The 25,663-nt window shown below is 41.3% G+C and carries 12 protein-coding genes; 10 read left to right on the top strand and 2 right to left on the bottom strand.

The window, feature by feature from the left end; genetic code table 11:
* Window positions 1-52 precede the first annotated feature (52 nt).
* The 3 genes from bgaA (at window position 53) to AXF18_RS09700 (ending at window position 11,936) form a co-directional block, all read left to right on the top strand.
* Window positions 53-7,033 (top strand): LPXTG-anchored adhesin/beta-galactosidase BgaA, encoded by a 6,981-nt coding sequence (gene bgaA / locus AXF18_RS09710; RefSeq protein ID WP_065371913.1) that lies wholly within the window; start codon window positions 53-55, stop codon window positions 7,031-7,033.
* Between the two features lie 593 nt (window positions 7,034-7,626).
* Entirely contained in the window at window positions 7,627-10,989 is a 3,363-nt protein-coding gene (locus tag AXF18_RS09705; protein ID WP_065371912.1) for a Cna B-type domain-containing protein, read from the top strand.
* 206 nt (window positions 10,990-11,195) lie between these two features.
* On the top strand, window positions 11,196-11,936 hold the full coding sequence (locus AXF18_RS09700; RefSeq protein WP_049549785.1) for a class I SAM-dependent methyltransferase: 741 nt from the start codon (window positions 11,196-11,198) through the stop codon (window positions 11,934-11,936).
* Between the two features lie 81 nt (window positions 11,937-12,017).
* Here AXF18_RS09700 and AXF18_RS09695 read toward each other — a convergent pair whose 3' ends face one another.
* A complete protein-coding gene (locus AXF18_RS09695) occupies window positions 12,018-12,377 on the bottom strand; it encodes a DUF3397 domain-containing protein (RefSeq protein WP_000525390.1) in 360 nt (119 codons plus the stop codon).
* A gap of 91 nt (window positions 12,378-12,468) precedes the next feature.
* On the opposite strand from AXF18_RS09695, the gene AXF18_RS09690 reads away from it, so the two are divergent.
* From AXF18_RS09690 to AXF18_RS09670, 5 genes are read left to right on the top strand one after another with little or no spacing between them, the layout of a single operon-like run.
* Complete coding sequence (locus AXF18_RS09690) at window positions 12,469-13,425, top strand: TIGR01212 family radical SAM protein (RefSeq protein WP_065371911.1); 957 nt, start codon at window positions 12,469-12,471, stop codon at window positions 13,423-13,425.
* Complete coding sequence (locus tag AXF18_RS09685) at window positions 13,409-13,966, top strand: class I SAM-dependent methyltransferase (RefSeq protein WP_000828419.1); 558 nt, start codon at window positions 13,409-13,411, stop codon at window positions 13,964-13,966. Before AXF18_RS09690 ends, AXF18_RS09685 begins: the two co-directional genes overlap by 17 nt.
* Window positions 13,959-14,213: a hypothetical protein gene (locus tag AXF18_RS09680; RefSeq protein ID WP_000361097.1), complete on the top strand. Its 255-nt coding sequence runs from the start codon at window positions 13,959-13,961 to the stop codon at window positions 14,211-14,213. Before AXF18_RS09685 ends, AXF18_RS09680 begins: the two co-directional genes overlap by 8 nt.
* Window positions 14,214-14,224: 11 nt before the next feature.
* Window positions 14,225-16,279 (top strand): sodium:proton antiporter, encoded by a 2,055-nt coding sequence (locus tag AXF18_RS09675; protein WP_000421605.1) that lies wholly within the window; start codon window positions 14,225-14,227, stop codon window positions 16,277-16,279.
* 29 nt (window positions 16,280-16,308) lie between these two features.
* Window positions 16,309-17,169: a YihY/virulence factor BrkB family protein gene (locus tag AXF18_RS09670; protein ID WP_000759517.1), complete on the top strand. Its 861-nt coding sequence runs from the start codon at window positions 16,309-16,311 to the stop codon at window positions 17,167-17,169.
* Window positions 17,170-17,208: 39 nt separating this feature from the next.
* On the opposite strand, the gene queA is transcribed toward AXF18_RS09670, so the two are convergent.
* On the bottom strand, window positions 17,209-18,237 hold the full coding sequence (gene queA, locus AXF18_RS09665; protein WP_001090170.1) for a tRNA preQ1(34) S-adenosylmethionine ribosyltransferase-isomerase QueA: 1,029 nt from the start codon (window positions 18,235-18,237) through the stop codon (window positions 17,209-17,211).
* Window positions 18,238-18,387: 150 nt separating this feature from the next.
* Between queA and AXF18_RS09660 the strand changes: the two genes are divergently transcribed.
* Both AXF18_RS09660 and AXF18_RS09655 read left to right on the top strand, forming a co-directional pair.
* Window positions 18,388-19,095 (top strand): glucosamine-6-phosphate deaminase, encoded by a 708-nt coding sequence (locus AXF18_RS09660; RefSeq protein ID WP_000864609.1) that lies wholly within the window; start codon window positions 18,388-18,390, stop codon window positions 19,093-19,095.
* Window positions 19,096-19,389: 294 nt separating this feature from the next.
* A complete protein-coding gene (locus AXF18_RS09655; RefSeq protein ID WP_065371910.1) occupies window positions 19,390-25,653 on the top strand; it encodes a CshA/CshB family fibrillar adhesin-related protein in 6,264 nt (2,087 codons plus the stop codon).
* Window positions 25,654-25,663 lie beyond the last annotated feature (10 nt).

The raw sequence follows: 25,663 nt of genomic DNA, 5'->3' as shown, positions 1-25,663 counted from the left end.
AAAAAGTAATGTGCTTACAAATAAATGGAAGCGGTTACTAAAGGAGGGTTTTATGGAAAAAGGCCATTGGAATCGTAAAAGAGTCTACAGCATTCGTAAGTTTGCCGTAGGCGCTTGCTCTGTCATGATTGGAACCTGTGCGGTTCTATTTGGAGGAAGTGTCATTGGAGAATCACCAGTTTTCGCGGATGAAACTCCAATTACTCACACTGTGGAACAAGCAAAAGAGGAAAGTCCGGCAGTGGAGGAAAAAGAAGATCAAACTGTAGCAGAGCACAAGGATGCTGCAAGTGTCGATCAAAGTCAAGCCACTCCAATTGAAGCAAGCAAACCCGAGAAGAAAGAAGAGGAACCTGTAGCTCCAAAAGAGGAGAAAGCATCTCTAAAACCTGAAGAAACTGCTCCAAAGGTAGAATCTCAAGCTTCAAGTCAAGAAAAGCCTGTCAAGGAAGATTTGAAAGCTGCGACAAATGAAGAAGTGAATCAAATGATTGAAGATAGAAAAGTGAATTTTAATCAAAATTGGCACTTTAAACTCAATGCGAATCCTAAAGAAGCTGTGAAATCAGATGCAGACGTATCAACATGGCAAAAATTGGATCTCCCACACGACTGGAGTATCTTTAACGATTTTGACCATCAGTCACCTGCCCAAAACGAGGGTGGACAGCTCAATGGTGGTGAAGCTTGGTATCGCAAGACCTTTAAACTTGATGAAAAAGATCTCAAGAAAAATGTTCGTGTCACCTTTGATGGTGTCTACATGGATTCTCAAGTCTATGTCAATGGCCAGTTAGTGGGGCATTATCCAAATGGTTATAACCAGTTCTCATACGATATCACCAAATACCTTCACAAAGATGGTCGTGAGAATGTGATTGCTGTCCATGCGGTTAACAAACAGCCAAGTAGCCGTTGGTACTCAGGTAGTGGTATCTACCGTGATGTGACCTTGCAAGTGACAGATAAGGTTCATGTTGAGAAAAATGGGACAACCATCTTAACACCAAAACTTAAAGAACAGCAACACGGCAAGGTTGAAACGCATGTAGCCAGCAAAATCGTCAATACAGATGATAAAGACCATGAATTGGTGGCAGAGTATCAAATCGTTGAACGTGGTGGTCAGGCTGTAACAGGCTTGGTTCGTACAGCGAGCCGTACCTTGAAAGCACATGAGTCAACAAGTCTTGATGCGATTTTAGAAGTTGAACAACCAAAACTCTGGACCGTTTTAAATGACAAACCTGCCTTGTATGAACTGGTTACGCGTGTTTACCGTGACGGTCAATTGGTTGATGCTAAGAAAGATTTGTTTGGTTACCGTTACTATCACTGGACTCCAAATGAAGGTTTCTCTTTGAATGGTGAACGCATTAAATTCCATGGTGTTTCCTTGCACCATGACCATGGAGCGCTTGGAGCAGAAGAAAATTATAAAGCAGAATACCGTCGTCTCAAACAAATGAAGGAGATGGGCGTTAACGCCATCCGTACAACTCATAACCCTGCAAGTCCACAGACATTGCAAATCGCAGCAGAACTTGGTTTGCTCGTTCAGGAAGAGGCCTTTGATACGTGGTATAATGGCAAGAAACCTTATGACTACGGACGTTTCTTTGAAAAAGACGCTACTCACCCAGAAGCTAGAAAAGGTGAAAAATGGTCTGACTATGATCTTCGTACCATGGTCGAAAGAGATAAAAACAACCCAGCTGTCTTCATGTGGTCTATAGGGAATGAAATCGGTGAAGCTAACGGTAATGCTCACTCTCTTGCAACGGTTAAACGCTTAGTAAAAGTGATTAAAGATGTTGATACTACACGTTATGTTACCATGGGAGCAGATAAGTTCCGCTTTGGTGATGGTAGCGGTGATCATGAGAAAATTGCTAATGAACTGGATGCAGTTGGTTTCAACTATTCAGAAGACAACTACAAGAAACTTCGTGCGAAACATCCAAACTGGTTGATTTACGGTTCTGAAACATCTTCAGCTACCCGTACACGTGGAAGTTACTATCGCCCTGAACAGGAATTGAAACATAGTAACGGACCTGAGCGCCATTACGTACAGTCTGACTATGGTAATGACCGAGTTGGCTGGGGTAAAACGGCAACAGATTCATGGACATTTGACCGTGACAACGCTGGCTATGCTGGACAGTTTATCTGGACAGGTACGGACTATATCGGTGAACCTACACCATGGCACAACCAAAACCAAACTCCCGTTAAGAGCTCTTACTTTGGTATCGTAGATACAGCAGGTATTCCAAAACATGACTTTTATCTCTACCAAAGCCAATGGGTTTCTGCTAAGAAGAAACCGATGGTACACCTTCTTCCTCACTGGAACTGGGAGAATAGAGACTTGGCCTCTAAAGTAGAAGATGCACAAGGAAAGATTCCAGTTCGCGCTTACTCTAATGCTGCAAGTGTTGAATTGTTCTTGAACGGTCAATCTCTTGGAGTTAAGAAGTTCAACAAGAAACAAACCAGTGATGGCCGTACCTACCAAGAAGGTGCCAATGCCAAGGAACTCTACCTTGAGTGGAAGGTTGCGTACCAACCAGGTACTTTGGAAGCTGTAGCTCGCGATGAAGCTGGAAAAGAAATTGCACGTGATAAGATCACTACTGCAGGCCAACCAGCAGGTGTTCGTCTCGTCAAGGAAGAACACGCAATCGCAGCAGATGGAAAAGACTTGACCTACATCTACTACGAAATCGTAGACAGTGAAGGAAATGTGGTACCAACTGCCAATAATTTGGTTCGTTTCCAATTGCATGGCCAAGGTCAGCTGGTTGGTGTTGATAACGGGGAACAAGCCAGCCGTGAACGTTATAAGGCACAAGCAGATGGTTCTTGGATTCGCAGAGCCTTTAACGGTAAAGGGGTTGCCATTGTTAAATCAACTGAGCAAGCAGGTAAATTCACACTGACAGCTCATTCAGATCTCTTGAAATCGGACCAAGTCACTGTCTTTACAGGTAAGAAAGAAGGACAAGAAAAGACTGTTTTAGGTACAGAAGTACCAAAAGTACGTACTGTTATTGAGAAAGAGCCAAAAATGCCGAAGACAGTCGGTTTTATCTACAGTGATGGCAGTCGTGAAAAACGTCCAGTAACTTGGTCTTCAGTTGATGTGAGCCAAGCAGGAGTTGTGACTGTTAAAGGTATGGCAGACGGACGCGAAGTTGAGGCCCGTGTCGAAATTCTAGCAATCGCAAATGAGCTTCCAACTGTTAAGCGTGTTGCTCCAGGAACAGACTTGAGCGCTGTTGACAAATACGTTTCTATTGCTGTTACGGATGGAAGCGTACAAGAATACGAAGTTGTTGATAAGTGGGAGATTTCGGAAGCAGATAAAGCTAAACTGTCAGTTGCAGGATCACGTATTCAAATGACTGGTCAACTGGGTGGTGAGACTATTCACGCTACCCTTGTAGTAGAAGAAGGTAATCCTGTGGCACCTGCAGTACCAACTGTAACGGTTGGTGGCGAATCTGTCACTGGTCTTACTACTCAAAATCCAATGCAATATCGAATTCTTGCTTACGGTGCATCCTTGCCAGAAGTTGTAGCAAGTGCTGAAAATGCGGATGTTACTGTAGTCCAAGCAAGTGCAGCAAACGGCATGCGTGCAAGCATCTATGTTCAACCAAAAGATGGTGGACCTCTTCAAACCTATGCAATTCAATTCCTTGAAGAAGCACCGAAAATTGACCACTTGAGCTTACAAGTGGAGAAAGCTGATGCTCTCAAAGAAGACCAAACAGTCAAATTGTCTGTACTCGCTCACTATCAAGACGGAACACAAGCAGTTCTACCAGCAGATAAGGTGACCTTCTCTACAAGTGGTGAAGGGGAAGTCGCAGTTCGTAAAGGAATGCTTGAGCTGCATAAGCCAGGAACAGTCACTCTGAAAGCGGAATATGAGGGAGCTAAAGGCCAAGTTGAACTCACTATCCAAGCCAATACTGAGACGAAGGTTGCGCAATCTATCCGTCCAGTAAATGTAGTGACAGACTTGCATCAAGAACCTACTCTTCCAACAACAGTAACGGTTGAGTATGACAAAGGTTTCCCTAAAACTCATAAAGTCACTTGGCAATCTATTCCGAAAGAAAAACTTGACTCCTATCAAACATTTGAAGTACTAGGTAAAGTTGAAGGAATTGACCTTGAAGCGCGTGCTAAAGTATCTGTAGAAGGCATCGTTTCAGTTGAAGAAGTCAGTGTGACAACTCCAATCGCAGAAGCACCACAATTACCAGAAAGCGTTCGTACCTACGATTCAAATGGCCACGTTTCATCAGCTAAGGTTACTTGGGATACGATTCGTACAGAGCAATACGCCAAGGAAGGTGTCTTTACAGTTAATGGTCGCCTAGAAGGTACGCAATTAACAACTAAACTTCATGTTCGCGTATCTGCTCAAACTGAGAAGGGAGCAAATATTTCTGACCAATGGACCGGTTCAGAATTGCCACTGGCCTTTGCTTCAGACTCAAATCCAACTGATCCTGTTTCAAACGTCAACGATAAATTGATTTCCTTTAATGATCGCCCAGCTAACCGTTGGACAAACTGGAACCGTACTAATCCAGAAGCTTCAGTTGGTGTCCTATTCGGAGATTCAGGTATTTTGAGCAAACGTTCAGTTGATAATCTAAGTGTCGGATTCCACGAAGACCACGGAGTTGGTGTACCGAAGTCTTATGTGATTGAATATTATGTCGGTAAGACCGTTCCAACAGCCCCTAAAAACCCTAGCTTTGTAGGTGAGGAAAACCATGCCTTTAACGATCCTGCAAACTGGAAAGAGGTAAGCAATCTCAAAGCACCAGCTCAATTAAAAGCTGGAGAAATGAATCATTTCAGCTTTGATAAAGTTGAGACCTATGCGGTTCGCATTCGTATGGTTCGACTTGATAGCAAGAAAGGAACGTCTATCACAGAAGTACAAATTTTTGCGAAACAAGTCGCAGCAGCCAAACAAGGACAAACGAGAATCCAAGTTGACGGTAAAGACTTAGCAAACTTTAACCCAGATTTGACAGACTACTATCTTGAGTCTGTAGATGGAAAAGTTCCTGCAGTAACAGCAAGTGTTAGCAACAATGGTCTCGCTACCGTCGTTCCAAGTGTTCGTGAAGGTGAGCCAGTTCGTGTTATCGCGAAAGCTGAAAATGGCGACATCCTAGGAGAATACCGTCTACACTTTACAAGCAATAAAGACTTGCTCTCTCGTAAACCAGTTGCTGCGGTCAAACAAGCTCGCTTGCTACAAGTAGGGCAACCACTTGAATTGCCAACTAAGGTTCCTGTTTACTTCACAGGTAAAGACGGTTACGAAACAAAAGACTTGGCAGTGGAATGGGAAGAAGTTCCAGCAGAAAATCTGACTAAAGCAGGCCAATTTACTGTTCGAGGTCGTGTCCTTGGTAGTGATCTTGTTGCTGAGTTCACTGTACGAGTGACAGACAAACTTGGTGAAGCTCTTTCAAATAACCCAGAGTATGATGAAAATAGTAACCGCGCCTTTGCTTCAGCCACTAACGACATTGATAGAAACTCCCATGACCGTGTGGACTATCTCAATGACGGAAATCATTCAGAAAATCGTCGTTGGACAAACTGGTCTCCAACACCATCTTCTAATCCAGAAGTATCAGCAGGTGTGATCTTCCGTGAAAATGGTAAGATTGTAGAACGGACTGTAGCGCAAGCCAAACTTCATTTCTTTGCAGATAGTGGTACGGATGCCCCATCTAAACTCGTTTTGGAACGCTATATTGGCCCAGAGTTTGAAGTGCCTACCTACTATTCTAACTACCAAGCCTACGATGCAGCTCATCCATTTAACAATCCAGAAAATTGGGAAGCTGTACCTTATCGTGCAGATAAAGACATCGCAGCTGGTTATGAAATCAACGTAACATTTAAAGCTGTCAAAGCCAAAGCCATGAGATGGCGTATGGAGCGTAAAGCAGACAAGAGCGGTGTTGCGATGATTGAGATGACCTTCCTTGCACCGAGTGAATTACCTCAAGAAAGTACGCAATCGAAGATTCTTGTGGATGGAAAAGAACTTCCTGACTTCGCTGAAGATCGTCAAGACTATCAAATCACCTATAAAGGTCAACGTCCTAAAGTCTCAGTCGAAGAAAGCAATCAAGTAGCTTCAACAGTTGTAGATAGCGGAGACGATAGCCTTCCAGTACTTGTTCGCTTTGTTTCAGAAAGTGGAAAACAAGTCAAGGAATACCGTATCCAGTTGACTAAGGAAAAACCAGTTTCTGAGAAGACTGTTGCTGCTGTACAAGAGGAACTTCCAAAACTCGAATTTGTTGAAAACGATTTGGCCTACAAGACAGTTGAGAAAAAGGATTCAACACTGTATCTAGGTGAAACTCGTGTAGAACAAGAAGGAAAAGTTGGTAAGGAACGGATCTTCACAGCGGTTAATCCTAGTGGAAGTAAGGAAGAAAAACTCCGTGAAGTGGTAGAGGCACCGACAGACCGCATCGTCTTGGTTGGAACGAAACCAGGAACCTCCCTTCCAGAAGATGAAGTGAAGAACCTAGTCCTTAACAGACCAGAACTTGTAATCGAAGAAGAAACAATTGATTTCAAGGTTCAGGAACAAAAGAATGATCAGCTTCCAGCGGGTCAAACTCGTGTTCTCCAAGAAGGTCAAAAAGGTATCCGTGTTCACTTGATCGAGGTTGAAAATGGCAAGCGAACTGAAAAAGAAAGCTATGATAAAGTCATGGCTCAAGATCGCATTGTAGAAGTTGGTACGGCTAGTGAAACAACTAAACCAGTACCTCAAGAATCTACAAAACCACAAGTATCAGAAAAAGCAGATACAAAAAAAATTGTTTCAAGTGAAGCTAGTCATGTTCAAGAAGAACAGTTACCAAATACAGGAAGTGCAGAAAGTCAAGCAGCTCTAGCAGCAGGTTTAGCTCTTCTCGGTTTGGGGGCAGGATTAGTCGCCACTAAAGGCAAAAAAGAAGACTAGAATGAATCAGTATTTCTTCTAATTGTATCTCAGAAAGACCAGGGAAACCTGGTCTTTTTGTATTCAATTCAAGACAAATAAAAATTCCAAATTTATATTAATTTCAGAAAGAATGTTGGGTATTATACAATTTTATTTGATTAACAATTATATAAAGTAGTCGGAATAAAAATTAAGATAATTCAAACTTATAAATAAATGTAATATTTTAATATGTTGCTTTTTAAGTGCTTCTTATAAATTGAAGCTAGTTTTATAGGCATTCTGTCACTTGAGAGAAAGCTTTATGTTGATAAAATAAAAATATAAGTTAAAATTTTACACAGTGTCAATATTTTGTAAAGAGTAATAACCTTATATTATTACAAAAAAAGTTAATTTTGTTTTATAATAAAATTAAAGGAGGTTTCTATATTAAAAACAGAACCAATATGATAAATAATTGCAATTGCATACTGTAAGAACGTCTGTAAATGTGATGTAGTTTCATCAATGCGCCTCATCCATTTTAATGAATTTGAAAGGAGATGTTGTTGAGTTTTGACAATCATAGTTGGTCGTTTTATGTTTTCGGTTATTTAGAAAGGAAGAAAATGAAGAACAAGAAATTTTGGTTATCCATCCTAACTTCTCTGGCATGTGTTCTAGGGATAATCCTTGCTCCCAATTCAGCAGAAGCGAAGGAGTTAAAGAATGTTATCAGTAATATCGGAATTTGGGAAGTTGATAATGGTAAATTTATAAGTCCGGATGAAAATGGAATTTATAACCTTTCTCCAGAGCACCATGACTACTCAAACTATAAGTTCTCTGTGGAGTATGATTTGAGTGCCTATGATGGCAAATTGGAGGACGGTGACACCTTTACATTTACAGTCCCAAGTCCGTTAACCGTGAGAAATGAGAGTTTTGACTTGAAAGACAAAGAAACAGATCTCGTTATCGGGGAAACTCAAATTGTATCAAATGGGGATAATAATGGTGGTAAGGTAACTATTACATTAAAGAATCTGAAAGCTTACCTTGAGAAAAAAGGTGGCTATCAAGTTCAAAATGTCAAAGGGACATTCTTTGTTGGTTTTAGTTCTAAAAATGAACTAAGCAATGAGACGCTTCGATTTGATAAAACGGAAACCATAAATGAAATTACACACCAGATTAAGGTAAAAAGAGGCGAAGCATCTGATTATTCTGAAGGTATTGGACGTGCGAATTTTAGTAAGTATCATGGTTTGATTTATAAAGAGGATTGGACATCTAGTGCTCTAAATAAGAGTGGACAATATTTACACAGTTGGTATGTCCGAGCTAATCCGAAACAAGCTGCCTATAACAAAATTGAAATTCATGACTGGGTTGATCCTAATGCCTCACCGATGCAGATGATTCCAGAAACATTTAAAGTTACGGCAGGTTGGTACGATAAATCTTATTACTTTAAAGATGAGGTGGTCTTAGAAGCTGGTAAAGATTACCAAGTTAGTTGGAATGAGTCATATACCGATTTTACTTTAACAATTAACAATGCTTCTTCAATTGTTGCTAAGAACGGGAAACCTGCAGCATTTCGAATTAATTATAAAACAAGTGCTCCAGCTGATGGAACAAAAGTTCAGAATAATGCTGAAATGAAGGGTGATGACCAGATTCTTACATATGACGACTATAGTAATAAGACAGTCGTTAAGCAAATCGGAAACTCAGTAGTTGCTTCAGGCGGTACAATTCAGTTAGAAACTGGTTACCGTATCATTCTTTACAAGGTCGATGAGCTGACTCATGACCGTCTAAAAGGAGCAAAATTCAAGATTACTCCTCCGGCAGGAGCTACGGCTAAAGAGGAAATTGTAACGACAAATGATGACGGAATTGCTGAATCATCTATTTACTCAGAAAGTGATATCAAGAAAGGGAACTTTACAGTAACTGAGGTTCAGGCTCCTGAGGGATATGAGTTAAATCCTACTCCATTTGAGATGACTGTTGGACAAGACGGAGCTATCAAAACAGTTACAAATAAACGTAGCAAAGCTAAAGTTAAGATTAAAGCTAATAAAAAACTTACAGGACGTGAGTTAAAGGCTGAAGAGTTTGAATTCACTTTAACAGACCAAGATGGTAAGGTGAAAGAAACTGTGAAGAATGACAAAGACGGAAACATTGCTTTCTCAGAATTGGAATTCGACAAAGCAGGAACTTATACCTTTAAAATTGCTGAAAAAGCTGGCAGTGATACAAGCATCAAGTACGATACTAAAACTGTTACGGCTACAGTTACTGTAGCGGACAAGGGTAAAGGCGCACTTGAAGCAACTGTTTCTTACGATGATGAAAAAGCTTTCGAGAACACTTACACTCCAGCAAAAACGGAAGTTTCTGTTAAGAAAGTATGGAAGGACGAGAACAACCAAGATGGCAAACGCCCATCTTCTGTCACAGTTAAATTGCTTGCAGATGGTCAAGATACTGGTAAAACACTTGAATTGACTGAAGCAAATGGTTGGGCTGGAAGCTTCAAAGACCTTGATGCTGATAAAGGTGGCACACCTATCCAGTACACGGTAGTAGAAGTAACTGTTCCTGGTTACACTTCTGAAGTTACTGGTGATGCTGCATCAGGATTCACTATCACAAATAGCTATTTACCAGAAACAGTTGTTGTAAAAGCAACTAAGAACTGGGATGACGCGAACAACCAAGACGGCAAACGTCCAACCAAGATTACAATCAATCTTTTAGCAGACGGTCAGCAAGTTGATTCGAAAGAAGTTCAAGCAGCCGCAGACGGAACTTGGACTGTCGAATTCACGAAATTAGCAAAATATAAAGCTGGTAAAGAAATCAAATACACTGTAACAGAAGAAGCCGTAGCAGAATACGAAGCGACTATTACAGACTTTACCATCACAAACAAATATGCTCCTAAAGAAATTGACTACAAGGTAACAAAAGTATGGAACGATGCGAACAACCAAGATGGTAAACGTCCTGAGTCCGTAACGGTTCAACTTTACAAAAAAGTAGGAGATGCTGATCCAGTAGCCGTTGAAGGTAAGAAATTAACCTTGACAGCTAAGGATAAGACAGACGCTAACACTTGGGTAGCATCATTCACAAATCTTCCACAATACGAAGCTGGTAAAGAAATTACTTACTCTATCGATGAAGTAGATGTACCAGCTGGCTATAAAGCCTCTGTAACTGGTCAAGTGGTGACTAACACTCATGACGTAGAAACAGTAGTTCTTTCAGGAACTAAGGTGTGGAAAGATAACAACAACCAAGACGGTAAACGTACAACATCTGTGAAAGTTCAAATTATTAACGGCGACAAGGTTGTTCAAGAAATTGAAGTTTCAGAAAAAACTGGCTGGAAGTTCGAATCTAAAAAACTTCCTAAGTATGAGAATGGTAAGGAAATCAAGTACACTGTCAAAGAAACTGCTATGACAGAATACAAAGCAACCATCACTACAGACAAGGATGGTAAGTACACCATTACCAACGAACATACTCCAGAAAAAACAGCTGTAAAAGGTCATAAAATCTGGAAAGATGAAGATAACAAAGATGGCATCCGTCCAGCATCTATCACCGTAAAACTTCTTGCAGATGGTAAGGAAACTGGTCAGACAGCTACAGTGTCAGAAACAAGTGGCTGGACTTATGAGTTTACAGGTCTTGATCGTTATCAAGAAGGTAAGGAGATTGCCTACACTGTTGAAGAAGTGAATGTTCCAGATGGTTATACTGCTTCAGTAGAAGGTTACAACATTACAAATACGCACACTCCTGAAAAACCAACACCTGGCAAACCAAATGAACCAGGTAAGCCTAAAAAAGGTGGGGAATTGCCTAATACAGGAAGCGAGTCTAACCAAGTGGCTCTAGTAGCTGGAATCGCCCTACTTGGATTGGGAACAGGATTCTTGGCAAGACGCAAAAAAGAAGATTAAGTTTTTTAAACGGTATCTTTCACGAAATTTTGCAACACAGTTTAAAAGTAGAAACAAGTGTCAATGGAAATTGGCACTTGTTTTTTTGTAACTGACCCTGGTTCTACTACCGGATACAAGTGGATAGTTGCCACTTACTGAAAAGCTATTGTTTTCGCTACGAAATCCTCTATAATAGGTGACAAATAAAAAAGGAGATGTTGCATATGATTGAAACAAGATTACAAGATAAATTGAAGTCAGGTTTGGAGGTGGAAAATTTTCAAAAAGATGGGACTATCTATCTGTCTCTTAATCCAGATTATTTATCTGGAGATAATGCTAAATACATGACCATGTACAACCGTATGGCTCGCTGGTATGATATGAGTGAGAAATGGATAGGACCACTTCTCCACGGCAAGGCAATTGATAAGTTGAGAAAGGATCTGATGGAGGAAATAGAATGGAAGGATAATTTATCTGTTCTTTATGTCTCTATCGGGACTGGCCAAGACCTCCGTTATATTCCTGAGACAATTGACCTGAAAAGTTTAGACTTTGTAGGGGTAGATATTTCTATCAGTATGCTAAAAAAATGCCAGAAATCTTGCGCTAAAAAGACCAATCTGCAACTTTTCCATGCTTGCGCGGAGGATCTCCCCTTTGCGGATAATAGTTTTGACATTGTCTACCATATTGGCGGAATCAATTTTTTCAATGATAAGGCCAAGGCTATGCAGGAAATGCTACGAGTGGCGAAGCCAGGGACTAAGATTTTAATTGCAGATGAGACGGCTGACTATGTGGATCAGCAATATAAGAAAAATCATTTTAGTAAGGATTATTTTAAAGACGCTACTGTTGATTTGAGTGAAATTGAGAATGCTGTTCCAAGTGAAGTTAAGGAAAAGGAAATGAAACTTCTTTGGGATGAAAAATTCTACGCCTTAACATTTAGGAAATAAGAAAAAGTATCTTGGTAGAGCTTAGAAAGTAAGTATGAAGATAAAAACATTCCCTTAGACAGCTGTCTGAGGGAATGTTTTTTATGGGAGCATCATCAATTCGACAATCATAGCTATGTAGATGATTAAGGTAAGGAGAAAACCAGCTCTCCAGAAGAATTTGATGAATTTAGGGTAATAAAAACTTCGTTTTTTGACAAGGAAAAAGACTACAAGGAGGATTGCTAGGAGAGAAAGTGCGACTCCAAGTCGCGGTAGAAAGTTGTGGGTAAAGGCTTTAGCAGTAATCAGGTAGTACTCAAATACCAAAAGTGGAAAAGCTATATCCGCGAAATTAAACCCTATTTTCCTAAGTCCGAAAAGCTTGGTGACAATAAAGCAAACCACCAAGGTTAATATCAATAATAAAATAGATGCTATTTTCATTAAAATCATACCCATATTGTATCATAAAAAAACGCTAAAGGAAATGAGAAACAAGGGAATTTGTAGGAAAGTCAGGCTTTTGAGATTGTAGGTGTTTTTTGTTATAATGAAAGTTATGAAATCTTATAATACCTTGAATGATTATTATCGAAAACTTTTCGGAGAAAAGACTTTCAAAGTTCCTATTGATGCGGGATTTGACTGTCCAAATCGGGATGGAACTGTAGCCCATGGTGGTTGTACTTTTTGTACGGTTTCAGGTTCTGGAGATGCCATCGTGGCACCGGATGCCCCTATCCGTGAGCAATTTTATAAGGAAATTGACTTTATGCACCGCAAGTGGCCAGAAGTTAAAAAGTATCTGGTTTATTTTCAAAACTTTACCAACACCCATGAAAAGGTGGAAGTGATTCGGGAACGATATGAGCAGGCTATCAACGAGCCAGGTGTAGTAGGTATCAATATCGGAACACGGCCAGACTGTCTGCCAGACGAAACCATCGAATATTTGGCTGAGTTATCGGAACGTATGCACGTGACAGTTGAATTGGGCTTACAGACTACCTTTGAAGCAACCTCTGACCTGATTAACCGTGCCCATTCTTATGAATTGTATGTGGAAACAGTAAAACGCTTGAGAAAGTATCCCAAGATTGAGATTGTTTCCCATTTGATCAATGGTTTGCCCGGTGAAACCCATGAGATGATGGTTGAAAATGTCCGTCGCTGTGTTACGGACAATGATATTCAAGGAATTAAACTGCACTTGCTTCACCTCATGACCAATACACGGATGCAGCGAGATTACCACGAAGGACGTTTGCAACTGATGAGTCAGGACGAGTATGTCAAGGTCATTTGTGACCAGTTGGAAATCATTCCCAAGCATATCGTCATCCATCGAATTACAGGAGATGCACCGAGAGATATGTTGATTGGTCCTATGTGGAGCCTCAATAAATGGGAAGTGCTAAATGCTATTGAAACTGAGATGCGCCGTCGTGGAAGTGTGCAAGGATGCAAGGCTGAAAAACAGGAGTTTAAAAATGAAAAGACCACTTGAGATGGCGCATGATTTTTTAGCTGAAGTCGTGACAAAAGAGGATATTGTTGTGGATGCGACCATGGGTAATGGCCATGATACCCTTTTTCTAGCCAAGCTAGCCAAGCAAGTCTATGCCTTTGATATTCAGGAGCAGGCTTTGGAGAAGACGCAAGAGCGTTTGGATCAGGCTGGAATGAAAAATGCCCAGTTAATCTTGAAAGGTCATGAGACACTAGACCAGTTTGTGACAGAAGCTAAGGCAGGGATTTTTAATCTTGGTTATTTACCTTCTGCTGACAAATCCGTCATCACCCAACCTCAGACTACTATCGAAGCCTTAGAAAAGCTGTGTCACTTGCTTGTCAAAGGGGGACGGATTGCAATTATGATTTACTATGGTCATGAAGGAGGAGACACCGAGAGGGATGCTGTATTGGATTTTGTTAGCCAGTTGAACCAACAAGAGTATACAGCTGCCATTTATCGGACTCTCAACCAAGTTAATAATCCACCGTTTTTAGTTATGATTGAAAAATTAGAAAGGTATAGACATGGATAAACAATACCTTCGTGAGAAGCTTGAGGCAATGCGCCAAAATTTTGTCGAGTCAACGCATCACGAGCGAGCAGTCGGGGTGCTCGACGAAGCACATATGAGCAAGAAAATGCTTAAAATTAAGAAAAAATTAGTGACTCTTGAAATGGAACGATGCCAGAAAAAAATTGAGCACAAAGACTGTTCTAAGATTGATCAGAAAATCCAAGAGCAAAAGGAGATTTTTGAATCTTGTTGTAAAAAAGATTAAGGAGGAATTGTGTGGAATTACTCATTTACTTGATTCTATTTTTATTTGTCTTAATCATTTCAACTACGACCAATAAAATTCTCCCTTTTTTGCCCCTTCCTCTTGTACAAATTCTTTTGGGGATTGGGATTGGTTTATTTGTTCCCGATGCGGACTTTCATCTCAATACAGAGCTGTTTCTGGCCATGGTTATTGGTCCCTTACTCTTCCGGGAGGCAGAAGAAGCAGATATTACGTCCATTTTGAAGCACTGGCGGATTGTTGTCTTTCTGATCTTTCCTGTGATTTTTATCTCGACCTTAAGCTTGGGGGGCATGGCTCACTTTCTTTGGATGACTCTTCCTTTGGCTGCCTGTTTAGCAGTTGGAGCGGCACTTGGGCCAACAGATTTGGTTGCCTTTGCATCTCTTTCTGAACGTTTTCGTTTTCCCAAACGGGTTTCCAATATCCTAAAAGGGGAAGGGCTCTTAAATGACGCTTCGGGTTTGGTTGCCTTTCAGATGGCTCTTGCTGCTTGGACAACAGGAACGTTTTCTTTCAGCCAAGCTGGAACTTCCCTAGCACTTTCTATACTTGGTGGTTTTGTAGTCGGTTTTGTGACGGCTATGGTCAATCGTTTTTTGCATAGCTTTTTACTGAGTGTACGAGCGATAGATATAGCCAGTGAACTATTGCTAGAGCTAAGTTTGCCGCTCATGACCTTTTTCATCGCAGAAGAGTTTCATGTTTCAGGGATCATCGCAGTAGTGGTTGCAGGTATTTTGAAGGCCAGTCGCTTTAAGAAAATTACGCTCCTTGAGGCTCAGGTAGACACCGTGACGGAGACCGTTTGGCACACCGTGACCTTTATGCTAAATGGATCAGTCTTTGTTCTCTTGGGAATGGAATTAGAGTTGATAGCAGAGCCGATCTTGTCTAATTCTCTCTACAATCCCCTTCTTTTACTGCTTTCAGTTGTCGTTCTGACCTTCTTACTCTTTGCGATCCGCTTTGTCATGATTGCTGGTTTTTACTTTGTGAGGACACGTCGACTTAAGAAAAAAATTCATAAGTACACGAAAGATATGCTTCTTTTGACCTTCTCTGGTGTCAAAGGGACAGTATCTATCGCGACTATTCTCCTCATACCAAGTCATTTGGAGCAGGAGTATCCTCTGTTGCTCTTTCTCGTAGCAGGCGTTACACTATTAAGCTTTCTAACAGGTTTACTGGTCCTCCCTCACTTATCTGAGGAACAAGAGGAAAGCAAGGATCATTTGATGCATATTGCGATTTTGAATGATGTAGCTGCAGAATTAGAAAAAGAACTGGACCATCACAAGAACAAACTTCCTCTTTATGCAGCTATTGATAATTATCATGGTCGAATTGAAAACCTCATCCTTAGTCTGGAAAATAAGAGAGTCCAGGAGGACTGGGAGTCCCTCAAACTTCTTATCTTAAGTATTGAGAGTGATGGTTTAGAGCAAGCCTACGAAGAAAATAGAATCAGTGAGCGTGGCTATCGAGTTTACCAACGTTACCTAAAAAACATGGAGCAGAGTATCAATCGGAACTTCGCTTCTAGAGTGACTTATTATTTCCTAGTTTCCTTACGGATACTGCGCTTTCTACTCCATGAAATGTTTACCTTTGGCAAAACTTTTCGTAGTTGGATGAATGAAGAATCTCGTAAACTATTAGCAGTTGACTATGATCAGATTTCAGAGTTGTATTTGGAAAATACAGAGCTGATTATCGAGAGTTTGGAAAACCTAAAAGGGGTTTACAAGAGTTCTCTGATTAGCTTTATGCAAGAGTCTCGTCTACGCGAGACGGCCATTATCGGAAGCGGTGCTTTTGTTGAGCGGGTTATCAATCGCATCAAGCCAAACAATATCGAAGAAATGCTGCGAGGCTACTATCTCGAACGTAAGGCAATCTTTGAATACGAAGAAGCTAAACTGATAACAGCCAAGTATGCCAAAAAACTACGACAAAATGTGAATAATTTAGAAAATTATTCTCTGAAAGAGGCTGCGAATACCTTACCTTATGATATGCTAGATTTAATAAGAAGAACTTAGATGATGAAGAAAATGACGGAGGATGAAACATGAAAAAGTGGTGGAAAGAGCTGATGGACAGGCCCTTATTGAAAGCTTTTTTGCATTATTATCAAGCATCTGATAGCGAGTTGACCAGTGTTGCGGTTGCCTACTATTGGTTGATTTCAATCTTTCCTTTGCTAATGATAATGGTCAATATTTTGCCTTATTTTCAGATTCCGGTCTCAAATTTCTTACTGACGATCAAGGAATTTTTGCCTGATACGGTGTATGATGTGGTCGCCAAGATTGTCCGAGAAGTTCTGACTCAACCATCGACTGGTTTGCTGAGTTTTGCTGTTTTATCTGCCCTCTGGACTTTTTCGAAATCAATGGATTTCCTCCAAAAAGCCTTTAACAAAGCCTATGGAGTGACCAAGAGTCGAGGCATTATCTCCCATCAGTTGATGAGTCTACTTGTTAGTTTTGGCTTGCAGATCCTTTTTGCCTTTGCCTTGTTTTTGAGTATGTTTGGTCGTATGTTGCTTAACCTCCTCAAAACTTACTGGCAATCAGACAGTCCGCTATTTTCTTACCTGCAAGACTTTACAGGCCCTCTGGTCTATGCCTTGATCTTTGCCATTCTAGTCATGATTTATTACTTCCTTCCAAAAGTAAAAGCACCACGAATCCGCTATGTTTTACCAGGAAGTGTCTTTGTCTTGCTAACTCTTATCTTTTTATTGAATATCTTTTCTGTCTACGTCAATAGTTATGTTAATCATCTGGTTGATGTCCGATTTTTCAGTTCCATTATCGTGGTAGTCATGATGTTCTGGTTTATTCTCATTGCAAAGATTTTGATTATCGGAGCAGTTATCAATGCCAGTGTTCAGAGTTTGAAAGATCCAAAGTTTGGTATAGAATAATTAGAAAAATCCCTATTAGGTTTCCTAATAGGGATTTTCTTAATAGATAAACATGGCATCTCCAAAACTGAAGAAGCGGTAGTGTTTTTGGATGGCATGGTGATAGGCATCTAGGACTAAGTCACGACCAGCAAAGGCAGAAACTAGCATAACAAGAGTTGACTTGGGAAGGTGGAAGTTGGTTGAAAAAGCATCCACAACCTTCCAGTCGTAGCCTGGTTTGATAAAGATATTGGTCCAGCCAGAATCTGCTTGGATTTGCCCATTAAACTTGGAACCGATGGTTTCCAGTGTGCGGATCGAAGTGGTTCCGACAGCGATGACGCGACCTCCCTTTTCCTTGACAGAGCGAAGGGTGGCAGCTGCTTCCTCAGAAAGCTGGTAGAATTCGGAGTGCATTTCATGTTCGTCTAGATTGTCTACAGAAACGGGTCTAAAGGTTCCGAGTCCGACATGGAGAGTGAGATAGACTAGATGAACACCTTTGGCTTGGATTTCTGCTAGCAGTTCTTTGGTAAAGTGCAGTCCAGCAGTTGGTGCAGCAGCAGAGCCACTTTCTTTGGCGTAGACCGTTTGATAACGTTCACGGTCATCTAGTTTTTCGTGGATGTAGGGCGGTAGTGGCATTTCACCCAGACTTTCCAAAACTTCTAGGAAAATTCCTTGGTATTCAAAGCGGACAAAGCGGCCCCCGTGGGTCAATTCTTCCGTAACGACAGCGCTGAGGCGACCATCACCAAAGTTGACACGAGTCCCGACCTTGAGGCGTTTGGCAGGTTTGGCGAGAACCTCCCACTCATCTCCACTGGTATTTTTGAGTAGGAGAAGCTCCACATGGCCTCCAGTTTCTTCCTTTTGACCATAGAGGCGGGCAGGGAGAACGCGAGTATCGTTCATGACAAGGGCATCACCTGGTTCCAGCATGTCGATAATAGAGTGGAAGTGTTTATCCTGCATTTCTCTCGTCTCACGATTGACGATGAGGAGTTTGGAGGCATCTCGCTTTTCAAGGGGTGTTTGGGCAATCAATTCCTCAGGCAAGTGGAAATCAAAATCAGCTGTATTCATATATCTGTTCATTCTTTCTAAGTTCTAATCCTATCCATTATAACACGTTTCAAGTTTGGACGCTCTTTTTTTAGAAATTAAATCGTTTTCACTTGACAAAAATTGGTCTATACCATATAATAAATATAGATTAAAACGGAGGATGAAAAGATGAAAGTTATTAAAGTTGAAAACCAAGTCGAAGGTGGAAAAGTTGCTTTTGAGATTTTGAAGGAAAAATTAGCCAATGGCGCTCAAACATTGGGACTTGCGACAGGAAGTAGTCCACTTGAGTTTTACAAAGAAATCGTTGAGAGTGACCTTGATTTTTCAAATCTAACCAGTGTGAACCTTGATGAGTATGTAGGGCTTGATGGGGACAATCCACAATCTTACCGTTACTTCATGCAAGAAAACCTGTTTAACCAAAAACCATTTAAGGAAAGCTTCTTGCCACGTGGTGTTAAGGATAATGCTGAAGAAGAAGTTGAACGCTACAACCAAATTTTGGCTGACCATCCTGTTGATTTGCAAATCTTGGGAATCGGTCGCAATGGACATATCGGATTTAATGAACCTGGTACTCCATTTGACAGTCAAACACACCTTGTAGAGCTGGACCAGTCTACTATCGAAGCCAATGCTCGCTTCTTTGACAAGATTGAAGACGTTCCAACCCAAGCTATCTCAATGGGGATTAAAAACATCTTGGATGCCAAGTCAATTATTCTCTTTGCTTACGGTGAATCAAAAGCAGAAGCTATTGCCGGAACAGTGTCTGGACCAGTGACTGAGAGTCTACCAGCAAGTAGTCTGCAAAATCACCCTGATGTGACGATTATTGCGGATGCTGAAGCGCTCAGCTTGCTTGAAAAATAAAAAGTATAAGAACCACTTGCTCTTTGGAGTGAGTGGTTCTTTGATGCTTTATAAATAGCAGGAATTTTTTATTATATTCTAAGAAAGGTTAATTTAGTTTGTAAAATAATTTATTTGAGAGATAAAACATTAATATAAATATTCCTAAAAACAAACATAAAGAACGCTCAATATAATAATATTTAAAAGCTTTGCTTATTTAATAGAAAAAAAGTTATTATTCTAGGATAATTTAGTAGCTAAATCATTAAAAATAATGTATAATATCTTAAAAAATAATTTTAGGAGATTCTAATGGGAAAAGAATTATTTAATCCACATCTTCGTAAGTTTTCTATTCGGAAACTAAACGTGGGTGTTTGTTCTGTACTCTTGTCTACCTTGGTTCTATTGGGAGTGACGTCTCAGGTTAGCGCTGATGAAACAAGCGCTTCTGGTGTCCAAAATGAGATTTCTCGAACGGATCTTGCTGAACCATCAGCAACTTCTACAGCACCAGCAAACTCTGAGACATCACCAAAACCTGCAACTACTTTAGTTGCTTCAGCTACTGAGGCTCCTCAATCCGCTGAAAATAGTAAACCTGCAAACTCAGCTTCAGAGTCTATTGAGAAACCAAAGAATGAACAGCCAGTTGTTTCTGAATCGCCTCAACCTTCAGTTGAGAAGCCAGTTGCTCCTACAGAAATGAAGCCTGCAGAGAGTGCCAATTCAGCTTCAACTGAAGCTAGCTCAGAAACTGTAAGTGCTTCAAGAGCTGTAGAACAACCAGTAGAGACTAGGGAGGCTACGCAACCTACACGTTCTCGCCGAGCACGTCGAGATGCTACACCTACTGGTTTACGTGATGGAGATCCTAACAACACAATTGAAAAACCAACTTTAGCAGATTCCGAAAAGAAACGCCCTGCGGATCTAGTTAAGCAAATTAACTGGTTAGATTTTGGTGATAGTCAGGCATTTAAAGGACTTGATACTGACGGTTCTCTTAAAGTAGGTAGTGTTTATGAGAAGGAAATTTCTCCAGGATATGTCGTTAAATTAACAGTTACGGAACTAAAACCTTTCCACTCAACTGAGATTTATCGTGATCGTGTAGCAGGAACTTCTTATGAAAATAGTTATGATCCTGATGCTAAAAACACCTGGTTTAGATATGTGCCTGCAGACTATAATCGCCAAGTTAAAGAGGGCGACTCTGCACGACCAAAAATCATTGGTGCTCCTATGAACCAATGGACATCTCTTCGTGAGCAGGGAATTGATACTAATGGACGTAGAACCCAATTGCAGGTTCCTAAGAATGGTGCAAGTTATGGAGTGAAGTTTAAGGTTGAAGCAACATATCTAAACAAGCCTGTTAAGGCTACAGTGGTTATGGCGGATGGAGAAGAAGCAAACCCAGGTGAATATGCTATCTTTACGACCAATGGTAAAGGATGGGAACATTTAGCTGAATGGAAACGTGTGTCACCACAAGGTAAAGTGATTACAGATACCTACGCACCAATGAATCCTAATCGACTTGGTCAGTATATTGGTGACAATGCAACGATTCCAACGATTGACTGGACAAAATTTACAAATCCTGATCAAAGAACAGGTGGCTTAGGCTCACAAGTATTTGGTCCAAACACTTCTAAAGACCATACTGTGCCAATTGTGATGACTCGTGAAGCATCAGAAGTTGGAATTTATATTGCATCTTCTGGTCAGCAAGCTGCTATGATTGGTTTCATGGTTGTAGATACTGGAGATGCTCCTGAAAGTTATGGAAATGCAGTTCACACTATTTCTGGTTACAATGCTGCTACGGGAGCACAAAATCCACAACCTTACCTTGGTCGAAAACCTGCTGATATTGATACTACGTCAGGTAATGATTGGACCCATGATGATAGTACAGATCATGCTGATGAAGGGATTGATCAGCTTTTACCAGCAGACTTAGTTGGTAAGACTCATGAGTTATTCCAAGCAGATCGTCTTCGTGATGGTGATTATTCGCTTCGTTTCCATGCTTCAGCTAATGGAAATGAAAAAGCTTATGTTCGAGCTTGGATTGATTTCAATAATAACGGTAAATTTGATGAGAATGAAGCTAGTGATTTTACAGAAGTAACAAATGAAGGCGACTATACCGTTACTTTTAGAAATCACCCACCTATGAACGATGATAACGTTAAGAAGCTAGGAATGCGTGTTCGTATTGCTTTGAACCAAGGTGATATCGAGAAACCGACTGGCACAGCCTTTAGTGGTGAAGTTGAAGACTTACAAGTTAACCTTACTTATCCACCAAAAGGTGAGAAGAAGGAAACAAAGGGCTTACGCGATCAACAACAACAAACAAGCTTAGCCTTCACACCTCGTGGTTATTCTAAAGAGGACGAGAATGCTAGAACAACCATTGATACTAATAAGGCGCCTGTCGTTTTAGATAATAACGGACGTGAATTAACAGCAGATGCAGAAGGTTGGTATACAACAGCAGAAGGACGTTACAAGGTGACGCCAAATGGTGACAATGTTGATGTTGTCTTCGTTCCGAAAGCTGGATACGTTGGGACTACATCAGGTATTAACATCCGTCGCTTTGATAGCAATGGTGCAAGCACAGAATGGACTGCAAAAAATAATTCAGAGCCTGTTGTCAACCAACCTCTAAATTCTATGGATGCTCGTTATGTTCCTACTGTAGTTGATTTTACTGAACATCGTTCAACTGATGCTCAAGGTTTACCGCAAGTAAAAGATATTTTATTTACTGATGGGAATCCAGCTAACACACCGGTTCAACCATCTGCAAGTAATCCTGCTACTTTCTTGGATGGAAACGGAGAACCTATCTCAGGAACTAGTATTCCTGCAACATCAGGTGGTAAAGAAGTTGGTACCTTTAACCTAGATCCAACTACGGGTCGAGTAACCTTTACCCCAAATAAATCATTTGTAGGAACTGTTGATCCGATTAAATTAAAAGTAAATGATGCAAGTGGTAATGATCACTTTGCCACTTATCAACCAACTGTTACCCGAGTTGTTCCAACATCCCAAAACGCAAGTTCTGAAGGTATTCAAGGTGCAGAGCAATCTGGGAACTTGGTCTTCACTCCAGGTGATAACCGTATTCCAATTGATGAATCAATTGCACCAACTTTTGACAACGGTCAGCCAACGAAAGAGGTTCCTGGCGTTGGAACTTATAAGGTGGATAGTACAGGTCGCGTTACTTTCCAACCAGTTCCTGGCTACTCTGGACGTCCAACTGCAGAAACTGTTAAGCGTGTAGATAAGAACGGAACAGAAGTAACAGCTACCTATCAAGCGGATGTTAAGGCTGCAACTCCAACAGGGCAAGGAGCAGAGACTACTGGACTCCAGGGTCAAAAACAAGATAGCCACCTTACCTTTACTCCTGGTCAAGCAACTATCAATGGACAAAATGAGACTGTACCATTTGCACCAGAAGGTCCACAGTTTGTGGTTGATGGACAAGTTCAACAAGGTAACAGCTTACCAGTACATGATGCTAGCGGTAAACTTCAAGGAACTTATACTGTTCAACCGAATGGGGATATTAGCTTCCAACCAGCACCTGATTTCTATGGAACGCCAACTCCTGCAACCCTCCGTGTGACAGATAAGAATGGTTCTACTGCCGAAGCAGTATATCAACCTACAGTGACTAAAGTCACTCCAACAAGTACAAATGATACATCAACTGGTCTGCAAGGACAGCCACAAAGTGGTAAGCCAACCTTTACAGCAGGCGATCCAGCTGTTCCACTGGATGATACAAAACCAATGACTTTCGAAGATGGTCAGTCAACGAAGACCGTTCCGGGTGTAGGTGAATACAGCATCAATTCTGATGGTTCTATCACCTTTACGCCAGATAAGAAGTACGTTGGCACACCAGATCCAGTAATGGTTAAACGCGTGGATAAGAACGGTACAGAAGTCACTGCGACTTATACTCCAACAGTGACTAAGGTAACCCCAACTTCAACGGACGCCACTTCAAATGGTATCCAAGGTCAACCGCAAAAAGGTACCCCAACCTTCACAGAAGGTAATCCATTGGTTCCAATTGATGATACGAAACCAATGACTTTCGAAGATGGACAGTCAACGAAAACAGTTCCAGGTGTAGGTGAATACAGCATCAATCCAGATGGCTCTATTACCTTTACACCAGAAAAACAATATGTTGGCACACCAGATCCAGTCACAGTCAAACGTGTAGATAAGAACGGTACAGAGGTTACTGCGACTTATACTCCAACAGTGACTAAGGTAACCCCAACTAGCACTAACGCAACCAGCACAGGTCCTCAAGGTGTTCCACAAACAGGTACCCCAACCTTCCAAGGTGGCGACCCACTGGTTCCGATTGATGAAGCAGTTGAGCCAACCTTCGAAGATGGAAGTAAAGAGAAGTCTATTCCAGGCCAAGGAACTTACACAATTGCGCCAGACGGAACTGTAACCTTCACCCCAGACAAGCAGTTTGTTGGGAACCCAGACCCAGTCACTGTCAAACGTGTGGATAAGAATGGTACCCCAGTGACTGCGACTTACAGTCCAGAGTTTACGAAAGTAACCCCAACAGGAACCGGTGCAACCAGCACAGGTCCTCAAGGTGTTCCACAAACGGGCACTCCAAGCTTCCAAGGTGGCGACCCACTGGTTCCAATTGATGAAACAGTAGAGCCAACCTTCGAAGATGGAAGCAAGGAGAAGACTATTCCAGGTCAAGGAACTTACACCATTGCGCCTGACGGAACTGTAACCTTTACTCCAGACAAGCAGTTTGTAGGTAAACCAGATCCAGTTACAGTCAAACGTGTGGATAAGAATGGCACCCCAGTTACTGCAACCTACAGTCCAGAGTTTACTAAGGTAACTCCGACTGGTACGGGAGATAAGACAGAAGGTCTGCAAGGTCAAGTCCAAGAAGGTAAAGTGACCTTCACTCCAGGTCATGACTCAGTTCCATTCCCAGCTGATTCAACTCCGCTATTTGACAATGGTACAACTGTGAAAGAAGTGCCAAATGTTGGTAAGTTCGAAGTGGATGCAGACGGTAAGGTGACCTTCACTCCTGATAAACAGTTCAAGGGTGAAACACCAGAGCTTGAATTGACTCGTGTGGATGCCAACGGAACTCCTGTTACTGTCAAGTACCAAGCGGTTGTGAAAGAAGTAGTTCCAACCAGCACTAACGCAACGAGCACAGGTCCTCAAGGTGTCCCTCAAACAGGCACCCCAACTTTCCAAGGTGGTGATCCACTGGTTCCAATCGATGAAACAGTAGAGCCAACCTTCGAAGATGGAAGCAAAGGGAAATCTATTCCAGGTCAAGGAACTTACACGATTGCACCAGACGGTACAGTGACCTTCACTCCAGACAAGCAGTTTGTTGGAAACCCAGATCCAGTTACAGTGAAACGTGTGGATAAGAATGGCACTCCAGTTACTGCGACCTACAGTCCAGAGTTTACTAAGGTGACTCCAACTGGTAAAGATACTTCTTCAGTTAATATTAAGGGTCTTGTTCAAACAGGTACGCCAACATTTGAAGGTGGTAATCCGCTTGTTCCAATCGATGAAACTGTGGCGGCGACATTTGAAGATGGATCAACTGAAAAAGTGATTCCAGGTGAAGGGACTTATGCAATCTCACCAGATGGCATCGTCACCTTCACTCCAGAAGCTAATTTTGTAGGAAAAGGAACAGGCGTAACGATTGTCCGCAAGGATAAGAATGGTACTCCAGTTACTGCAAGCTATCGCCCAACAGTTGTGGATCCATCTACTGGTCATGATACGGCTTCTACAGGAGCAAAAGGCCAACCTCAAGTGGCAACACCAGTGTTTGAAGGACATATCGATTCGACTGTACCACCAACCTTTGAGGATGGTAGCACGACTATGGTTGTTCCGGGTGAAGGAAGCTATACAATTGATAAAGATGGTAAGATTACCTTTACTCCAGAACCAGACTTTGTTGGGACAGCTAAAGGATTGGTTGTGAAACGTTTGGATATGTATGGAAATGTAGTTACTGCTCATTACACACCAACTGTCCTTGGACAAACACAAGTGAGTGATGCGACATCAGAAGGTCTTAAAGGTCAAACTCAGACTGGTAAACCAAACTTTACAGGTGATGTCGATCTGACAGTTCCGCCAACCTTTGAAGATGGAACAACTGAAAAAGTCGTTCCAGGTGAAGGAACTTATGTAATCTCACCAGATGGCACCGTCACCTTTACCCCTGAGGCAGACTTTGTAGGACAAGCCAAAGGTGTGAAAGTGATCCGTAAAGACCGTAATGGAAATATCATTTCAGGATTCTATATTCCAACAGTAGTAGAACTTCCTGTGATTGAAAATCCAGAACAACAAGGTATTACAGAAGAAAGAACTACTAAAACTCTTCCAAATACGGGTTCTGAGGAGACATCTCACTTGACAGCTGGTCTATTGGCTGCTTTATCAGGTATGGGATTAATTTCTCTAGCTCAAAGAAAAAAATCTGAGGAAGAATAATTAGTGGTGA

The organism is Streptococcus sp. oral taxon 064 (assembly GCF_001683375.1).
Classification (GTDB): Bacteria; Bacillota; Bacilli; order Lactobacillales; family Streptococcaceae; genus Streptococcus; species Streptococcus oralis_S.
This window is presented reverse-complemented; position numbering and strand designations above follow the sequence as displayed.